This window comes from Streptomyces fulvoviolaceus, from assembly GCF_000718165.1.
Classification (GTDB): Bacteria; Actinomycetota; Actinomycetes; order Streptomycetales; family Streptomycetaceae; genus Streptomyces; species Streptomyces fulvoviolaceus.
In genome coordinates, this window is sequence record NZ_JOEY01000014.1 from 57,643 (window position 1) to 72,674 (window position 15,032).

Below are 15,032 nucleotides of genomic sequence, written 5' to 3' on the forward strand. Positions count from 1 at the left end.
GGCCAGCGATGCCCTGCGCTATGTCGCTCATGTGCTCGCGCTGGCCGAGGTGGCGGGCCAGGGATCGCGGCCCAGATGCGGGCCCGGGCGGCTACATCTCCATACGCTCAACCGCGTTCTTGGCCTCGACCAGATCGGCCCCTGTGATGTCACGGTAGAGCTTGATCGCCTGGATCTTCTTCCCCTGCCTCACGAGAGCACTGACCTGATCCTGTGCCGGGTCGACATCCTGGACGCCCAACTGCTCAAGCAAGAGATCAACCTTCCGCTCCAACCGAGCAGTTCTCCGGTCGATGCGGCGGACTCTGGTCTCGGTGGATCCCCAGAGCACGGCAGCGGCAACGAGGAAGAACAATGGCAGGGTCATGTCCATAAGCAGCAACCCTAGCCGCCTGCTCCCAGCACCGGCGATCGCACAGGCGCCGCCCCTGCTTCCTGGTCCGCCGAGCCCGGCGCTGTCCCATACGGCCGTTCACCGCAGGAGGCCGAGGAAGGCGCTCCAAGCGTGATGGCTGAAGGCGAGCACGGGCCCGGTCGTGCGCTTACTGTCGCGTCTGGGGGCCATGTGGAGGGGCGTCTGCGACCTCGACACACTCGTTGTTGCCGCCGCTGTATGTGCTGCTGCGCCACCGCGCGCCCGACAAATCCGGCGTGCTGCGGCGTGCGCCTTTCATGGTCCCTGCTGCTTGACCCTGCGGTGCACCTGGACGTCGCCGAGCCTCTGATCGTGCGGAGTGGAGGGCGACATGGTCAGTGCGGCTCCGCTGTCGGACTGCGTCAGTCGGCGACCCGCGCACCGATGGCCCGGGCGCGGCGGCGGGCTTCAGGGCTGAGGCCTTTGCGGCGGGGGGAGGTACGGGGGTTGAACGCGGTGGGCTGGGCAGCGTAAGTCAGCGTCTTCAGGCCGGGTTTGGCGATGACGCAAGCGAAGCGGGGGTCGCCCGCGTACCACAGGTCACCGTCGAAGCCCTTGCGTGCGATGCGGTCCCAGGGCCGGAAGAAGAATCCGGAGATCTTCGGCGACATCGTCTTCTCCGGCCGGTCGGGATCAGGCAGAACGAAAGAAGCCTTGCGCCCCCGTGCGTCGTACCGAACGCCACCGGGCTGCTGACGCCAGGGGTAGACCGTCAGGATCCTGCGCATCCGCCCGAATCTGCACAGCTTGATAAGCGACATGACGGCGTTGTACATAAGCACGGCCAGCACGACCGTCATGGGCACCACTGCCCCCACGGGCAGCAGTCCAACCGTGACGAACACCGCGCCCCACCACAGCGCCACCCAGCCGAAGAACCTGGCCAGTTGCCCTGCGGCCCAGCGGGACAGAGCACTGGCGGTGCCGGGCCCTTCCCAGGCCACCGGGCCATCGAAGCCGCTCTTGTTGTTCAGGTTCATGCTCACTCGTCGCTCACCTCGGTCAGCCGAAGTCGGCCGTGATGCTGTCCTTGATGCCGGAACTTCCGTCGTGCTCGTCCCCGCGTACGGTCCGCTCGATGTCCGGCAGCGGATTGTGGAAAGCCACGGTGTGCGCGATGCCTTTCATCAGGTCCCGGTAGTGCCCACGGGCGGAGACGGCCGTGGTGCTCAGCGCGAGGACCGCCAGCTGCGCCCCAGACGGCGCCGGAATATAGACATCGCACTGGTAGAGATCCTGTGCGGACATGCCCGCCACTGCGGGCACGGTCACGAGGGTGTCGCAGAACGACCCGGGACGGCCTCCGGGCAACGTCAGGAGCTCCACGTTCGTCGCGGTTTCCCGCAGGGAGACCGCGCGTACCGCAATGAGCTTCGGAGACGCCCATTCGATGTCCCGCAGCGCCACCGTGACCACGGACAGTGCCGAGGAGCCGTCGTCCGCGAAGTGCATGCCGAGCGAGCAGCCGATGACGCCCTCGCTGCGCATCTGCGCGACCATGAAGCGCATGTCCCGCAGCGCACCCACATAACGGTCGCGCTGCTCCTCGGGCACGCAGCTCAGGATCAGCGACATGACGTTCATGAACTGCTCTTCGTGCTCGGTGCCCGGATCCGGGTCGAGCGCTTCGAGGGGGACGTCGACATAGCCGTCGGGCAGCGCGTACCAGAGCTTGGCGCTCGTGTCCCGGGCCGAGTCGTCGATCACCAGGCGCAGCGGCTTCTCGGTGTTCTCCGACATCTGAGCGTTCACCGCGCTCGCCGCGTCCTCCGTCATCGCAGCACCGCCCGCAGCGTGGCCTGGATCGGGCCGATCGCCCCGGGCGCATCGAAGATGCCGGCACGGCCGCCATCGACAGCCGTGGCTCCGTCCTTGCCGGACGTGAGCGCGTCGATCTGGTCGGCCGCCAGCCCGAACCCGGCCGTACCCACACCGGCGACCGGTGAGGCGTAGGCCAATGCCTTGGTGAGACCTTCGCCTCCGCCCACGCCCCGGACGATCAGGTTTCCGATGGGACCGGCGTCCGTCGCGCTGGGCATCAGCCGTCCGGCGGCCGTGACGGTGTCATCACCGAACCGGCCGAGGAACTGGCCCACGCTCACCGACTCGCTCGCGAAGCGGGTCGACTGAATCGCACCGTTGAGACCGCGCGTCACGGCGCCCACAGCCGGCACCGCACCCAGCGCGTCGCCGACGAGTCCGATGGAGTTCTCCCAGAAGTCGGAGTCAAACTCACCCTTGGTGAAGCCGTCAGCGAGCGAAGCGCGCACCTGGGGGTTGGAGAGCCGAGACGCCATGGTGGCCAGGCTGAGCGCGCCCGCGGCGAGCAGGAACGCGATCCCGACCGGCCCGGTGCAGATCAGCGCCAGCAGCCCCGCCACCGCAGCCAGCACACTCAGGATGTTCGTGAGGTTGTCCCCGATCCAGCTGAGCGCCTTGCTCAGCCACCCCGGTTCCTCGGGCGCCAGATCCTTCGTGGCGTCCTTCAGCTTCGTCGCGAGGTCCCGCCCCTCCGCCTCATGCGTCCCCTCCAGCTCCTGTGCCTTCCGCATCACCTCATCGAGGGCGCCCTGCGCGTTGTTGATGGCGGTGACGGCGTCGTTGACCCGGGCGTTGGCCGCGTTCAGGCGGGCCTGGGCGGCCTCCAGCTCGGGACCTTCGGCGAACGTCTTGCCCTCGAGCTTCAGATCGGGGTTCTGCTTGGCCGTCTCGTACTGGGAGTTGGCCGTCTTCAGGTCACCCTTGTGATCGCTCGCCTCGACGTCGTACTTGTGCGCCAGCTCCCTGCGGCTGGTCAGTCCGCCGTGCCACGTCCCGAGGTGACCGGCGGCCCGGGTCAGGGACGTGTGGGCGTCCTTCATGTACTTCGGCAGGTCGCCGTCGAGGGCCTCGCGGAAGCCCACGGCGGCGTCGCCCTCCCAGAAGCTGGACTCGCCGAGCAACTTGTCGATCTTCTGGCACGCGGTCTGCAGCGCGCTCGCCGACCTGGTGAGCTGGGTGCGGAGATTCTCGACTTCACCCGGCTGTCCTGGCACGGGATTCCAGCCGAGGTACACATACGGATTCTGTGCTACCGGAATCACTTCCCCGCAGCCGCGGCGCGCTTGAAGCTCTCATCCAGGGAGGTCTCTACTTCGCGGTAGTTGTCCGTATTCTTCTGGAGGCCGTCGGTGAGCTTGCCGATGCGTTCCTTGATCTGCTCGTTGCCGTACTTCCAGCGCTCCTGGAACTCGTCACACGCCTCATCCAGCTCCGGCGTCCCGATCTGATCGGCCCGCACGTGCTGCAGGGCGGTCCGCACCTGATCAAGGCTCTCATTAGCGCTGTTGAGGTCCTTGGTGAAAGTGGAGAGCTGATCAATGTCGGTCTTGAAATGGTCTCCCACTCAGGCCTCCCGTTCGCGTATCGACGGTCGCATCGGCAAACGACAACCGGCAGTCGAATGGCCCGATCATGCCACGCAGCGGTAAGCACGCCGCGCCGGCGTCGCGGATTTCACTTGAACCGGCCTCAGCCGACCGGCCGGTTCGGACCCACAAGAGTTGATCTCAGACGGGAGTGGATGCGCGCCTGTCGTGCTTCAGCGCCTGCTCGACATCGGATGCCGCCGATGGGCTCGTCGCCGGCTTTCCGTCATCACCTACTGGCCCTCGTACGGAGGTTGCTGGGCGTAGGGGTTGGGGTGCTGCGGAGACTGTGCTGGAGGAGCGGGGTGACCGTATCCCTGATGGGGAGCTGCGGAGGGGGACGGCTGTTGGGCGGTCGGGTACGTCGTCTGCTGGGGCGGGTAGCCCATGTTCTGGGGGTAAGTTCCGCTGACGGAGCCGACGTTGCCCGAGTTGCGGCGATTGCGAGTTACGGCGAAGGTGACGACGGCGGCAATCACGGCTCCGAGGCCGATGATGCCGACGATAAGGACGATGGCGCCCATTGGGGAGAGTCCCCTCTCGTTCGCGGGATGATTCGCTGTGGTGTCGCGGTTTCCGGGTGCCTCGGTGGCCAGCTGGACCCGACCGAGCGGAGGCTGTCCTTGAGCCGCTTGGGGGTATCCATCGTGAGGGCCTTGTAGAGGCGGACTATCCCGTAGCCGGGTCACTGCAAAAGCGCGAGTACCACGAGACAGTGCAGCAGGGTCATCGCGTGAGACCCTGCTCCCCACCTCTTCAAAGCGCGATTGTCATCGCGGTACCCGCGCAGCATGGCTAAGAGACCCACGTGCGTACCGATCAGGTCCGGCACTGTCAGCCACAACAATTTGCCAGACATGATCGACATGGCGAAGAGCAGCCAAGGGGCGACAACTGCAATCCCGAGCAAGACTCCGCTGAGAGAGTTCGCAGTACGCGACGTCATCTCATCGGCAGCAGCTTGGGAGTTCAGCTCCGGGAGCTCCGAGCTCACAGCCTCTCCGAGGAGGAACTACTCCTACTGCCCTTGGTGCGGGGGCTGTTGGGCATAGGGGTTGGGCTGCTGCGGGGACTGTCCGGGAGGAGTGGGGTACCCCTGGTTGGGCGGAGCCGTGTTGGGGTACTGCTGGTAGCCCGTCGGGGGCTGGGGCGGGTAGCCCGTGCCGTACGAGGGGTTTCCGCCGCCGGAGCCGGGGCCGCCGCCTCCACGGTTGCGACGACTGCGGATCACCACGAAGAGGATGGCGATAACGACCACGCCGGCTGCGATGCCAGCGATAAGGAGAATGCTGCCCGAGGAGGACTTCTTCTTTTTCTTGGCCGCACTCGTGCTGTCGTTGTCGTTGGAAGCAGTGCCGGAACTCGGAGAGGCGGACGACGACGCCTGAGCCAAGGGGCCCTCCTTGGAACCCTTGGGGATGTCCATCGTCAGCGCCGAACCGGGACGGGCGATCCCGTAACCGAGTTCCTTGTCCGGGGCCGTCTTGCCCGTGTTGTTCAGGAAGGACGCCGACTTGACGAGGCGGTTGATGATCTGGCCTGCGGATAGGTCCGGATACTTGGAGCGGAGGAGTGCGACGATGGCTGAGACATACGCGGTGGAGCCAGAGGTTCCGTCTGCCACAGCGTAACCGCTACGGGTGGTCGGATCAGCCTGAGGGGTTTCCACACCGGGTGCTGCAACAGTGACGTTCCCAGTGTTCGACTTAGGCCAGAAGTTCAGGCCCTTGTCCACAGCGGATACTGCCACCACGCCTGGGAGAGCAGCCGGATAGTTGACCGCTCCTGCATCGTTGCCCGCACCCGCCACAACAACAACATCGTTTGCTTGCGCATATTCGATTGCCTTAGCGACCTTTGAGCCAGGGTAGGCGGCATCATCGTTGAGCGACAGATTGATTACTGACGCACCCTGCTCTACCGCGTATCGAACCGCCTCAGCCCAATTCCCTGGCTCTAGCGATTCCTTGGTGGACCAAATTCGCACCGGCAGGATTTTGGCCTTTGGTGCAAGACCCATGACTCCGGAAGAATCATTCACCCCATGGCCATGGCCAGCAATAAGGCTGGCCATTCCCGTGCCATGCCCGTCATTATCCTTATGAGGGTTGCCTGCGCCAGAAAAGTCCTTACCCGGCAGAACCTGTCCGACGAGGTCTGCGTGGCTGGCATCTACACCGGAGTCGATTACAGCAACGGTAACTCCTGCTCCCTCGGAGTTCTCCCAAACCTTGTCTGCGGCGTACACGGTCAGCGGCCACTGGGCATCTCTGACTTCATCTGCCGACGCAATTGGAGCCGAAGTGAGGAGCAAGGCTCCCGTCAACGCCACGACACCTGTCGTGGGCCAGACTCGCTTGAAACCCAATTCCCTGCTCCTCACTCAGCGATGGCTGGGTGCGCCAGCCTTCATACATGGGTAGACGACAACTTTCCGTCCAACCCGCTTACGTGCTTACTCGATGGTCCGCGGTACGTTGCGGTTACGGTCCTCTTCTGAGATCCAGGTCTCTTCGTCCTCGACCAAGTAATCGGGACGGTCGCCCTGGCTGTTCTCTTCCTCGGACCGTCGGCCGCGACCACCCGCACCGCCGGCTCCGCCCGCCATGGCGCCACGTTGTGATCCGCCACGGCTGCCGTGCAGGCCTGCACCTCCGCCAGCCCCCTTGCCGGTGACGCCCTTGGCGGCGCCGACCACACCGCCGCGGGACCTCGCGAGGGCCCCACGACCGCCAGCGCCAGCACCCCCTCGACCAGCCGCACCGGCGCCCCCGCCACCCATGCCACCCATACCGGATCGGCCTCCGGCACCGCGGCCGGCTGCCGCGCCACCACCAGTCCGACCGCCTGCGGCTCCGATGCCACCGCGTGCGGCAGCAGCACCGCCCGCGAGTCCGGACGTTCCGCCAGGAGTCACGATGCCGGAACCCTGAGCTCCACTGGTGCCGAAGCTGCCGCCACCAACACTGGGTCCGCCAACACCCGTGCTTGGACCAGTCCCTGTCAGGCCTGGTGAGATGCTGTCCACCTTTGTTCCAACTGTCGGGAGCTGGGAACCACCCGTGATGCCAGGGTTACGGGGTGTCGTAGGCGACGGCTTAATGCTCGTTGTCGAACCTGCGCTCCACGGCTTGGTCGTACCGGTTCCGGTGCTTGGGCTTGCGCTACCGCCAGACGGCATGGAAATAGGGGTAGGCATCGGCGTACTGGGGTTTGGAGGCGTGAAGGGATCTGTCTTGTGGTCGTCAACGGGTGCCATCCCCGCGTAAGCCTTGTAATTGACTCCCAGCTGCTCCATGATCGCCACCCCCTCCAGCTGCTTTTCCTTGCCGGCCGAAAGGGAGTCGGCGTTCGCCTGGCGGGCGGCGTCCGTACTCACGCCCTTGTTGATGTCCGCCAGCAACTGCTCATCACTGCGGTTGTCGTCCGTAAGTTTGTCCCAGGCCCTGTCCCAGCCGGAGGGCTCTTCGACGTCCCGCATCTTGTCCATGGACGTCCGCAGGTCGTTCTGTACGGAGTGCATGGTTTCGCCGTAGTAGTTGGCCCATGCAGCTCCGTTCCTGACGTTCTGCATGATCTCGTTGGCCTTCTTGCGGAATGCCTCGGCCGCGTCGCCCTCCCAGTGCTCGAGAACGTTTTCAACAGCGCTCTGCATCATGCCCGCGACACTGTCCTTCGCGGATACCGAGTCCACGCCGCCGACCTTGGGGTCGCCATCGCCACCAGACAGGATGTTGTGGACCGACTTCCAGTGCTGGCTGACGTCGTAGATCCGGCCAGGGTCCGCGTCCAGGACCATGGACCGCAGCTCAGGGATGCCCATCTGCATGAAAGGCGTGTCGAGCTTGCTGCGGTCCGGGCCTCCCATACCCCCGTCCTTGGTCGACTCAAGCTTTTCGTCGTGCTTGTCCTTGATGTACTGCTGTTGTGCCTGCTGCTGAGCCTCGTAGTACTCAGCGTTGTAGTAACCGCCGTAAGCCATCGTTGAAACGTCCCCTCTGTCAGTGACCGGTCGCTGAACCGCTTAGTAGGCCGAACCGCCCTTGGGCGCGCTGTCGGGAGCAGCACTCATGCCCTGCTTGTTCGCCTGCTCCTGGTCGTTGTACTTGTCCCTGACCTTCGAGGCACTCGTTCCGAAGTCATTGATCAGCTTATGCAGATCGCTGATCATGGCCTCGATCCGGGTCTTCCCGTCCTGGTGCGCCGTGTGAAGCTGGTTGGACTCCAAGAACTTCATGCTGCCGAAAGCAGTGCTCGGGATGTCCGTCTCGTACTTGGCCTTGGTGTTGGCCTTGTCCATGTCTGAGAGAAGGCCGTTGAGCTTGCGGATGACGTTATCCAGCTCGCTCAGATCAACCCGCATACCGTTACTCATACCCCGTTGTCCTCTCCCCTGTTCCTCAAGTTTTCAGCACCCGCTCGGTGCCCAAGTTGCCCAGTCATCGCACAGGTCGGTTACCCGACCGACCCGCTCGCCCAACCCGCCGACTACGCCAGTCCCGCACAGCAACCCCACTCCCCGCAACCACGAGTGCCAGCGCCAGCCCCGTGCCGAGCACGTAAATCGCGATCCGGCTTTCCCGTTCCGCCTCGCTCTCGCCCATCGTCACGGCCATCGGGACGACCTTGCCCGCGCCGGCCGCCACCACCGGATCCGGTTTCGGAGACGAACCCGGCGTCGAGTCGTCCGACAACGCGGCGACCGGGTCGACCACGCCCCAGCCGATGTAGCGGTTGGGGCCGCGCCCCGGGCGTTGGGCCGATTCCTCGATGCGGGTGGCGATCTGGGCCGCGGTCCAGTCCGAGTGCTTCTGCTTCAGGAGGGCTGCGACGCCCGCCACGTACGGGGCGGCGAAGCTCGTGCCGTCGGCGGTGCACTGGCCGGCCTTCGGGACGGTGGAGACCATGCCCACACCGGGTGCCGCTACGTCGACGAAGTCGCCCGCCTGCGAGAAGTAGGCGCGTTCGTCGTTGCGGTCGGACGCCGCCACCGCCAGGACGCCCGGGTACGAAGCGGGGTAGGTGTTCGCGGACTTGCCATCGGCTCCGTCGTTGCCGGCGGCCGCCACGATCAGGACGTCCTGGGCCACCGCGGACGCCACGGCGCTGCGCAGTCCGTCGTTGTCTTCCTTGCTCGCGGTGTCCGAGGAGATGTTGATGATCTTCGCGCCCGCTGCAACCGCGGCCCGGATCGCCGCCGACATGGTCCCGGAGTCGCCCTGCCCGTCCTCCCCGTCTCCGCCCGTGTAGCGGAGGGAGAGGATCTTGGCGGCCGGTGCGATGCCCACGAAGCCCGTGCCCTTGATCGGGCGCGCGGCGATGATGCCCGCGACCCTGGTGCCGTGGCCTTCGAGGTCCTGGGTACCGGAGCCGCCGACGAAGGACTTACTGCCCGAGGCCATGGCGCTGCGCAATTGCACGTTGTTGTCGTCGACGCCCGTGTCGATCACCGCGACCGTGACGCCCTCGCCCTTCGCCTGTGCCCACAGCTGGTCCAGGAGGATCCGCTGGAGGGACCACGGCGTGGACTTGATGACGTCGCCGCCGAAGACGCATTCCGTGTTGTCCGCCAGGCCGAAGTCCGGGCCTGAGTCCGTGAGGCGGGTGGGCACCACCGTGTCCGCCGTGTCCGCCAGAGCCGGCTGCGCCGACGCCGACGCGAAGCAGATCCCCGTCGCCGCAAGCACGCCAAAAACCCGCTGCAGTGCGCGGGTTCCACTGTTGCGGCTACGCGAACGGGCTGTCAGACCCTTCACGTTCAGGCCCCTCATGTCCAGGCCCCCAGGGCTTCCGTGATGACGAGTGTAAAGATTTGTGAGATTTGCGGGATTTGCTGTGCGCTGTCCCGCGGAAACCGTGTACGACCCCGAAGCAGAGGTCGGCCCAGCGGACGCCGTGGCGTCCGCTGGGCCGATTCTCTTCATCTCAAGTCCCTCGGGTCGCCGACGGGCTCAGCCCCAGGTGTTGGCGTTGCTCTTCTCCGTGGCCTGGTAGTTGTCGGCCGCGCTCTGCAGGGCGGTGGAGATCTTCAGCAGGGTCGCGTGCAGGTCAGCGGCGGTCTGGTCCCACTCACGCTGCTTGCGCTGGTAACCCTCCTGGGCTTCACCTTCCCAGGAGTTGGCGACGCGCTTGACCGCGGCCTCGAGGTCGTCGAGCTGCTGCTTGATGCGGCCGGCCGTCGACTGCACGTCCGAGGACGCGTTGGTGATGGTTGCGTAATTGACGAGGATCGACATCGTCGTTCCCTTTCAGGAAGAGTCGTAAGACGAGAAGTCAGTGGAGATCGATCAGGATCGGACCGAGATCGGTCGAGATCCGTCGCGATCGATGGAGATCTAGATCTACTGGAGTCCGCGGCTCTATCAGCCGAAGTCGGACATGATCTTGCTGATCTCGCTGTTCTGCTGCTCTTCCGACGCGGAGTAGTTGCTCCGCGTGGAGTCCACGGCTTCCTTGATGTCGTTGAGGATGTCGCTCATCCGCTTCGCGTCCGAGTTCCAACGGTCCTGCAGCTGACGGTAGGACTGGGCCGCCTGGCCCTGCCATCCACCGGCGATCTGGTCGATCACTCCGTTGAGACGGCGGATCTCGCCCTGCAGCTGACCGCTGACAGTGCTGATGTCACCGGAGAGCTTTGTGAGTTCGTCCTCTGTTACCCGGAATTGGCCGGCCATGTTGAACCTTCCCCCATGTCGTCGTTGATCCGGGAAACCTGCACTGGTGCCCGGAGAAGCTTCGCACCGTTGAGCGCTGCAAACACTCTATCGTCAGCCTGTCCCACATCCACAGGCAAGACCAATCAGTTACACGGCTCACACACTTGAGCGATCATCTTGTGACCCGCGGGCAGGCGAAACCCTCAAGTACGCCTGCCCGCCAGCCCGTTGACCGATCGCCAGCCTCTACTGGCTCTGTTCCTGCGCCGCGCTACCCGTGTCCAGAGTGGGCCCCTTCGGGATGAATGTCGCCCAGGTCTGCGGCACGATCGCGGGGTTGGAGAGGTCCTCGTAACCCAGCCGCGTGCGCGCCTTGTCCGTCTCGCTCGCATCACCTTCCGACGAGGACGAGGAGGACGAAGAGGAAGACCCCTCCGCCGCACTGTCGTTGTTCGCCGGCAGCGAGTACCGCAGCCCCGTATCCGTCAGCAGGTACGTCGCCCCGCCGCCCCCCGCCGCACCGGTGACCTCCTGGAAGAGGAGCCCCGAACCGGACGAGACGTACGCGCTCAGCGAATCGGCGACGATCCGCTTGGGATACGTCGTTCCGGCCCAGGCGGCGAGCTGCGGCTTCTGGTCCGTGCCGAGGGCGCCCTTGTAGACGCTGCACGAGGTGGTACGAGCCTCCTGGGACCCCGTGGCCGCGGAGTTGGCCTGCTCCGGAACGGTCTCGGGCCAGCCCTTGTCCGCGTAGAAGCCGTTCACCTTGCCGCCGTTGACCGTGATGACCAGCGAAGGCGAGACCGTGATGCCGTTGACCCCGTCCGTCCCGTTCGCGGAGGACGCGGCCTCGAGCAGGCTGGCGACGAAGGGCGTGATGTAGGCGACCTCGTCCTTGAGGACGACGTAGTACTGCTGCTTGCCCTGCGCGTCCTCCGCCTTCAGCACCTGGCCCACCGTCTGCGCCTGGGCGGGGAGCCCCTGTACGTCGGTCGGTTCACCGGAGGACGGGACTGTCGGGAATGCGATGGTCCCGCGGTCGTTCAGGGTCTGCAGCCATTCCGGGCTCACCGACTGCGGCTCGGCCGTGGTGCTGTTGCCGATGACGGCCGCGCGCAGCTGCTCCATCGTGACGTCGTCGAGACCCGTGCCACCCAGCAGGAACTTGTTGCCCTTGCCGTCGACCAGGTACTCCTGCTTGGTCTTGCTGTTGACGACGTACAGGGCCTCGCGGGGGCTGACCGCGCCCGAGCCGCCGAGCGACTTGGCGTCGTCGGCGTCGAGGACGAAGACGGCACGGTCGATGGCGTCGCCGGTTCCCGGGGCCGGGCGCTCGCACACGGCCCAGGTCTTCGTCTTCTCCGCGTCGTCCTTGGAGGGCAGCCGGTCGGGGGCGTACGGGATACCGAGGGTCGCGCCGTGCGGGAGGCCGCTCTTGTCGATCTCCTTGCCGGGGACCTCGAGGACGCTGCCCTTGCCCTTGTCCAGGAGGAGCTTGGCGGAGGCGTAGTTGAGGACGGGGTGCAGCGTCGCGGTCTTCTTGCCGCCCGACGTCTCGTCGTCGAGGACGACGTAGCGCGTCGTGGAGTCGCTGTCGACGATGATGTACTCACCGGGCTTGTCCCAGCCCGCGGGTGCCGCCGGCTTGATCACACCCCAGGCGATGAAGCCGATCACCAGCACGATGCCGACCGCCAGGCTGGGCATCACCGTACGGATGGGACGCGGCGCGCCCTCCTCCGAGCCCCCCGGCGACGGTGCCAGGAACGCCGCGACGGTGCGCTTGCGAGCGAACGTGTAGGCGGCGAGCTCATCCTGACGCTTGGCCATGGTCCCCGTATCTCCCGATTTGTACTGCTAGATCGTGTGCGTAAGGCCACTTCGGCCACACAGGCACCTACTATGCCCTGCGCCCCGGGACCACGGTTCACCAGGTGTACGGCCGCCCCCGCATCTTCACAGAGCTTCACCACAGCCCTCCACCCTGCGGGTCCGGTCCGTGACAGGCTGGCCACCTGGGGTTTCGGTGTCCCCTGTGTCGCCTCGTGTTCCGCAGCGGGTACCGTGAGCCACTCGCATTGCAGATGTGGGCCATCGACGCCCCTGGCCCGTCACAGGGAACCGGGATCTCGGACAGAGCATCCCGCCCGACGAAACGGCCACCACTTCGCGAAAGGGATGTCCCGGGGGATGACCAGCGCTACGAGCACTCGGCGCGGACGCCGCGCACCGCAGCAACAGGGAGGTCCGGGCGGCAGACGTACGTCAGTTGCTCCGGCCGCTCCCGCCGCCGCGTCGCCGCGCACACTGCCCCGACCCGGTGGTCTGGGTCCGGTGCGGCTGCAGCAGCTCATCCTGGTGGAGCTCGCGGCAGCGGTCATGGTGGCCGCCTGGGCCGCCGACACCTCCTGGCTGCTGGCCCCGGCCGGCGCCGTGGCGGCACTGCTCCTGCTCCTGGCGGTTCTGCGCCGGGGCCGCCGTCCGCTCCCCGAGTGGTACGAGACCACGCGCGCGCTGAGGCAGCGCCGGCGCGACGCCAAGCTGCCCGTGCCGCCCGGCACGGACGCGATGCTGGCCCCGGTCGTGGAGTGCGACCCGGCCCTGCGGACGTACAACTTCGTGTCCCGTGACGACCGCTCGATCGGCATGATCGGCGACGGGTCCTTCCTGACCGCCGTGCTCTTCGTACAGCCGGGAGACGAGCCCCTGCGCCCGGCGTCCGCCGGACGGCAGCTGCCGCTCCGACTGATCCAGGACGCCCTGGAGGTCGACGGGATCCGGCTCGCCTCCGCACAGGTCGTGCAGCACACCCAGCCGGCGCCCGCGCCGCATCTGCCCCAGCAGGCGCTCGCCGCACGGTCGTACGGCCCCCTCCAGGCGCAGTCCGGCGCTCCCGCGCTCCGGCTCACCTGGGTCGCCCTCAAGCTCGACCCGGAGCTGTGCCCGGAGGCGGTGCAGGCGCGCGGGGACGGCGTTCCCGGGACGCAGCGCGCACTGTTGCGGGTGGCCGACCAGCTGGCGAGCCGGCTGGCCGGAGCCGGCTTCAAGGCGACCATCCTGGACGAGAACGAGCTGGTGCAGGCGCTCGCGACGTCCAGCTGTCTGAACCCGCGGGCCAACGCGCAGCGCAACCAGGACGGGCGAGCCTCCCAGCGCCGTTCGGTCGAGTCGGTGAAGACCTGGCGGGTCGACGACCGGTGGCACACGACGTACTGGGTCTCCCGTTGGCCGCAGTTGGGAAGCGGCGGTGTGGCGCTGCCCGAACTGGTCACGCGGTTCACCTCGCTGCCGGTGCTCGCCACGACGTTCAGCATGACCCTGAGCAAGGCCGGCAACCGGGGTGTCTCCCTCACCGGGCACATCCGCGTCACCGCGCGTGGCGACAGCGAACTCGGCCAGCTGGGACGTGAGTTGGAGCGGGCCGCCGGTGCCGCGAAGGTCGGTCTGGTACGCCTCGACCGCGAACAGGTCCCCGGCGCCCTCGCCACTCTGCCGCTCGGAGGTACGTACTGATGTCCCACCCCTCCCCGACCATGCCCCCGGGACAGCAGGGCCGGCCCGCCGCCGGACGTACACCGGCGCACGTGGCCTCCCCCACCGACACCGGGTTGATCCCCATCATCCGGCAGCCGGAGACTCCGCAGCAGCAACGGCGCATCGTCAGCCCGGGGTTCGGGCTGCGCGGGCCGCGCCGCAACCGCCATGTCGTCACCGCCGACGAGCTCGCGGCGATCGACATGCCCATCGGTGACGACGGCGTGATCATCGGCACCGACCCGGAATCCCAGCCGGCCGTGCTCGGACTGTCCCGTCCGACCGCGTTCGACGTCGTCCTTGTGGGTGGTCTGTGGCTCGCCCAGGTGCTGGCGTTGCGCGCCGCCGCGACGGGAGCACGCGTGGGGGTCGAGACCGGTCGCCCGCAGGCCTGGCAGCAGTTGGCCCAGGCGGCGGGCGGCGGCCAGCAGTGCGTGACGGTCTATCCGGTGGGCCGGGTGCCCGCGCAGGGGCCGTCCGTCTCGAGTCCGGTGGTGCTGATCCGGGACTGTGGCGTCCGCCCGCCGCGCGGGCGGGTGACCTCCGTGCCGTGGCAGGCCGTGGTGACGGTGCTGCCCTTCGTCAGCGAGCACGCGCCACGCTGGCTGGCACAGGCGCATCTGGTCGGGATCCAGCGCATCTCGCCCTATGAGACGGACGTCGTACGTGACACCCTGGGCGTCCCGGACGAACATCTCCAGCACCTGCCGACCCTTCACGACGGCGTCGCACTGTGGTGCACTCGCAAGCACCACAAGTTCGTGATGACCGCGCCCACCGATGCGGAGACGGGTCTGCTCGGCGTGGCCCGCCGCGTCGACTGACGCGTCACACCGTCTCGCAGGGCGGGGCGCGAACAAGCCGCCTCCAAGGGGCTTTTCCGCCGGCACCCATGGGGGTTGCCCATGGGGGCTTTTCCGTCCCGCCGTGTGAGTGATTAGGCTTCTGGTGGTGCGGTGACGATCGCAGTCGCGTGGGACCAGCCACTCGGCCCGCCGGCCGCGACGACGACCAGCTCAG

The 15,032-nt window shown here is 66.8% G+C and carries 17 protein-coding genes; 2 read left to right on the plus strand and 15 right to left on the minus strand.

Annotated elements, in window-relative coordinates:
• Positions 1-91: 91 nt before the first annotated feature.
• From IG08_RS0116525 to eccB, 15 genes are all read right to left on the minus strand, one after another.
• Entirely contained in the window at positions 92-373 is a 282-nt protein-coding gene (locus IG08_RS0116525) for a ribosomal protein L7/L12 (protein WP_030602097.1), read from the minus strand.
• A gap of 99 nt (positions 374-472) precedes the next feature.
• Positions 473-565, minus strand: a complete 93-nt coding sequence (locus tag IG08_RS63020; RefSeq protein WP_390898582.1) for a DUF397 domain-containing protein — start codon at positions 563-565, stop codon at positions 473-475.
• Positions 543-674: a DUF397 domain-containing protein gene (locus IG08_RS57140; protein WP_390898581.1), complete on the minus strand. Its 132-nt coding sequence runs from the start codon at positions 672-674 to the stop codon at positions 543-545. Before IG08_RS57140 ends, IG08_RS63020 begins: the two co-directional genes overlap by 23 nt.
• Before the next feature lie 103 nt (positions 675-777).
• Positions 778-1,401 (minus strand): hypothetical protein, encoded by a 624-nt coding sequence (locus IG08_RS0116530; RefSeq protein ID WP_158812249.1) that lies wholly within the window; start codon positions 1,399-1,401, stop codon positions 778-780.
• A 16-nt stretch (positions 1,402-1,417) separates the two neighbouring features.
• On the minus strand, positions 1,418-2,191 hold the full coding sequence (locus tag IG08_RS0116535; protein ID WP_030602103.1) for a hypothetical protein: 774 nt from the start codon (positions 2,189-2,191) through the stop codon (positions 1,418-1,420).
• Complete coding sequence (locus IG08_RS54225; protein WP_158812250.1) at positions 2,188-3,450, minus strand: PspA/IM30 family protein; 1,263 nt, start codon at positions 3,448-3,450, stop codon at positions 2,188-2,190. The genes IG08_RS0116535 and IG08_RS54225 overlap by 4 nt, the downstream gene beginning before the upstream one ends.
• Before the next feature lie 44 nt (positions 3,451-3,494).
• Positions 3,495-3,800 carry a hypothetical protein gene (locus IG08_RS0116545; RefSeq protein ID WP_030602109.1) on the minus strand — a complete coding sequence of 102 codons (306 nt, stop codon included), beginning with the start codon at positions 3,798-3,800 and terminating at the stop codon, positions 3,495-3,497.
• Between the two features lie 255 nt (positions 3,801-4,055).
• Positions 4,056-4,346 carry a hypothetical protein gene (locus tag IG08_RS60135; RefSeq protein WP_158812251.1) on the minus strand — a complete coding sequence of 97 codons (291 nt, stop codon included), beginning with the start codon at positions 4,344-4,346 and terminating at the stop codon, positions 4,056-4,058.
• A 494-nt stretch (positions 4,347-4,840) separates the two neighbouring features.
• The gene (locus tag IG08_RS0116555; RefSeq protein ID WP_030602113.1) at positions 4,841-6,190 is read right to left on the minus strand and encodes a S8 family serine peptidase; all 1,350 of its coding nucleotides are present in this window, start codon (positions 6,188-6,190) and stop codon (positions 4,841-4,843) included.
• An 87-nt stretch (positions 6,191-6,277) separates the two neighbouring features.
• Positions 6,278-7,804 (minus strand): WXG100 family type VII secretion target, encoded by a 1,527-nt coding sequence (locus IG08_RS60140; RefSeq protein WP_158812252.1) that lies wholly within the window; start codon positions 7,802-7,804, stop codon positions 6,278-6,280.
• 42 nt (positions 7,805-7,846) lie between these two features.
• Complete coding sequence (locus IG08_RS0116565; protein WP_158812253.1) at positions 7,847-8,197, minus strand: hypothetical protein; 351 nt, start codon at positions 8,195-8,197, stop codon at positions 7,847-7,849.
• 64 nt (positions 8,198-8,261) lie between these two features.
• The gene (gene mycP, locus IG08_RS0116570; protein WP_043454444.1) at positions 8,262-9,509 is read right to left on the minus strand and encodes a type VII secretion-associated serine protease mycosin; all 1,248 of its coding nucleotides are present in this window, start codon (positions 9,507-9,509) and stop codon (positions 8,262-8,264) included.
• 264 nt (positions 9,510-9,773) lie between these two features.
• Positions 9,774-10,058, minus strand: a complete 285-nt coding sequence (locus tag IG08_RS0116575; RefSeq protein ID WP_030602122.1) for a WXG100 family type VII secretion target — start codon at positions 10,056-10,058, stop codon at positions 9,774-9,776.
• Positions 10,059-10,184: 126 nt separating this feature from the next.
• A complete protein-coding gene (locus IG08_RS0116580) occupies positions 10,185-10,496 on the minus strand; it encodes a WXG100 family type VII secretion target (protein ID WP_030602125.1) in 312 nt (103 codons plus the stop codon).
• Between the two features lie 228 nt (positions 10,497-10,724).
• Positions 10,725-12,308, minus strand: a complete 1,584-nt coding sequence (gene eccB, locus IG08_RS0116585; RefSeq protein WP_030602127.1) for a type VII secretion protein EccB — start codon at positions 12,306-12,308, stop codon at positions 10,725-10,727.
• A 360-nt stretch (positions 12,309-12,668) separates the two neighbouring features.
• On the opposite strand from eccB, the gene eccE reads away from it, so the two are divergent.
• A complete protein-coding gene (eccE, locus tag IG08_RS0116590; RefSeq protein ID WP_030602130.1) occupies positions 12,669-13,991 on the plus strand; it encodes a type VII secretion protein EccE in 1,323 nt (440 codons plus the stop codon).
• Positions 13,991-14,836, plus strand: coding sequence for a hypothetical protein (locus tag IG08_RS0116595; RefSeq protein WP_030602133.1), 846 nt, complete (start codon positions 13,991-13,993; stop codon positions 14,834-14,836). The genes eccE and IG08_RS0116595 overlap by 1 nt, the downstream gene beginning before the upstream one ends.
• Positions 14,837-15,032 lie beyond the last annotated feature (196 nt).